This window comes from Kocuria sp. SM24M-10 (genome assembly GCF_001027955.1).
Lineage (GTDB): Bacteria > Actinomycetota > Actinomycetes > Actinomycetales > Micrococcaceae > Kocuria > Kocuria oceani.
The window spans coordinates 1-2418 of record NZ_LDNX01000035.1 but is presented as its reverse complement, the minus strand read 5'-3'; the positions used below and the strand labels follow the sequence as shown (position 1 = coordinate 2418).

Below are 2418 nucleotides of genomic sequence, written 5' to 3'. Positions count from 1 at the left end.
GCACCGGTCGGGTCGGACCAGGCCCGGGGGCCGTCCGCGCGGCTCAGCCGCGGGCCGCGGGCATCTCGATGTGCACGACCTTCACCTGGGTCATCTCGTCCAGCAGCTCCGGCCCGTAGCCGAAGCCCGCGCCGCTGGCCCGCCGCGGCTGCGCCGCACCGCCCGGGGCGCCGCCGAAGACGTTGTTGACCTTCAGCGTGCCGACGGGCAGCTCCGCCACGGCCTGCTGGGCATGGGCGATCCGGCCGGTCAGGACGGTCGCGGCCAGCCCGTAGCGGTCGGCCGCCGCCAGCCGCAGGCCCTCCGCGAAGCTGTCCACCACCTGGACGGGGGCCACGGGCCCGAAGGTCTCCTCCGCCATGACGGTCATCCCCGGGACGCACTCGCCCAGCACGGTGGCGGGGTAGAAGGCGCCGGGTCCCTCGGGCACCCGCGCCCCCTCCAGCACGACGGCGCCCGCGGCGACGCTGTCGGCGACCTGGCGGTGGACCTCCTCCCGCATCCGCTCGTCGACCAGGGGCGCGAGCGCGCCCTCGGCGTTGCGCCGGCGCGCCAGCTCGGTGAGGGCCGCCAGGAACGGCTCGGCCACGGCGCGGTGGACGTAGATCCGCTCGACCGCCACGCAGATCTGCCCCACGTTGGCGAAGGCCCCGAGGGCCGCCTGCTCCGCCGCCCAGACCGGGTCGACGTCGTCGTCGATCACGAGGGCGTCGTTGCCGCCGTTCTCGCGGATCACGTGGGCACCGGTCCCCACGGCGGCGCGGGCGATGGCCTCGCCGGTGGCGGTGGAACCGACGTGGGCCAGGACGTCGACGCCGGGCAGCCCCGTGAGCAGCTCGCCGACGGCCGCCCCGCCGCTGACGGTGCCCAGCACGCCGGCGGGCAGGGCCTCGGCGAGGATCTCCCCGAGCCGGGCGCCGACGTGCGGGCAGCGCTCGCTGGGCTTGTGCACCACGGTGTTGCCCGAGACCAGGGCGGCCCCGAGCAGGCCCGCGGCCACGGCCACGGGGTCGTTCCAGGGGGTCAGGGCGACGACGACGCCGCGCGGCTCGGCCACGGTGTAGTCCGCCGCCAGCACGTCCCCGCGCAGGCTGCGGCCCCGGTGCACGGGGCCGAGCTCGGCGTACTGGTAGAGGGTGCCGATCCCGGCCTCGACCCCGCCCAGGGCCTCCTCGAAGGGCTTGCCCGTCTCGCGGGTGTTGAGCTCGGCGAGCTCCCGGGCGTGCTCGGACAGGCGGTCCGCGGCCGCTCGCAGGGCCTTGCCGCGCTGTTCCGGGGCCGTGCGCGCCCAGTCCCGGGCGGCGGCGCGCGCGGCGGCGACCGCGGCGCGGACCTCGTCCTCGGTGGCCGCGGCCACGGTGCCCACCACGGACCCGTCCCGCGGGTCCAGCACGGTGAGCTCGGTGGTCGGGTCGGTGGTGGGTGCTGCGGTGGTCATGGATCTCCTGTTCCGTCGGGCGGGCGCCCTCCGGCCGCGAAGGCGCCGGAGGGCCGGGGCTGTCCCGATGAGCATACTTACCGATGGCCCGGGACCGGTTACGGTAGCAGTGACCAGGCCGCCGCGTCCGCGGGGGCCTGCCCCTGTTCCGACGAGGAGCAGCACGTCCGCCCGCGGCCCCGTCCGCGGGCGGGGCCGTGCCCAGCAGAGAGGAAGTTGCATGAGTTTCCAGCCCACCAACCCCGGCCGCGTCCTGATCACCGGCGGGGCCTCCGGGCTCGGCGCCGCGGTGGCCGAGGCGGTCCGCGACAACGGCGGCACCCCCATCGTCCTGGACCGGGACATCAGCGCGCTGAACGGCGTGACCGCCTACCAGGTGGACGTCGCCGACACCGCCGCCGTTACCACGACGGTCCAGCGGGCCGTGCAGGAGGCCGGGGGGCTGGACGCGGTCGTCACCGCCGCCGGCATCGACCGCTGCGGCCGGCTCGAGGACGTGGAGACCGCCGAGTGGGAGAAGGTCGTCCAGGTCAACCTCTTCGGCACGGTCTCCACCGTGCGGGCGGCGCTGCCCGCGCTGCGGGAGTCGCGCGGACGGGTGATCACGGTCGCCTCGACCCTTGCGCTGAAGGGCGTCTCGGACGCCACCGCCTACTGCGCGTCCAAGTTCGGGGTGCTCGGCTTCAGCCAGGCCCTGGCCGCCGAGCTCAAGGGCGAGGTGGGTGTCACCCAGCTCATCCCGGGCGGCATGAAGACCCGGTTCTTCGACGACCGCGACGAGCAGTACAAGCCCCAGGACGACTCCCAGCTCAACGACCCGGAGAACGTGGCGAACGCGGTCCTGTTCGCCCTCGCCCAGCCCGCCGGCTGCGAGATCCGCGAGCTGTTCATCGCCCACGCCGAGGAGGGCTCCTGGCCGTGACCGGCTGAATCGTGCGGCGGCCGCCGGGGACGGGCCTTCGTCCCCGTCCCCGGCGGCC

General features: G+C 75.8%; 2 protein-coding genes. One reads left to right on the top strand and one right to left on the bottom strand.

The genetic code is table 11. The features are described from left to right. Positions 1-43: 43 nt before the first annotated feature. Positions 44-1438, bottom strand: coding sequence for an aldehyde dehydrogenase (locus ABL57_RS04000; protein ID WP_047802164.1), 1395 nt, complete (start codon positions 1436-1438; stop codon positions 44-46). Positions 1439-1658: 220 nt separating this feature from the next. On the opposite strand from ABL57_RS04000, the gene ABL57_RS03995 reads away from it, so the two are divergent. Beyond that, a complete protein-coding gene (locus ABL57_RS03995) occupies positions 1659-2360 on the top strand; it encodes an SDR family oxidoreductase (RefSeq protein WP_047802163.1) in 702 nt (233 codons plus the stop codon). Positions 2361-2418: the final 58 nt, after the last annotated feature.

Bases quoted from the DNA above. Each gene is read 5' to 3' on its own strand.
- ABL57_RS04000 (WP_047802164.1), bottom strand. From the start codon at position 1,438: ATGACCACCGCAGCACCCACCACCGACCCGACCACCGAGCTCACCGTG.
- ABL57_RS03995 (WP_047802163.1), top strand. From the start codon at position 1,659: ATGAGTTTCCAGCCCACCAACCCCGGCCGCGTCCTGATCACCGGCGGG.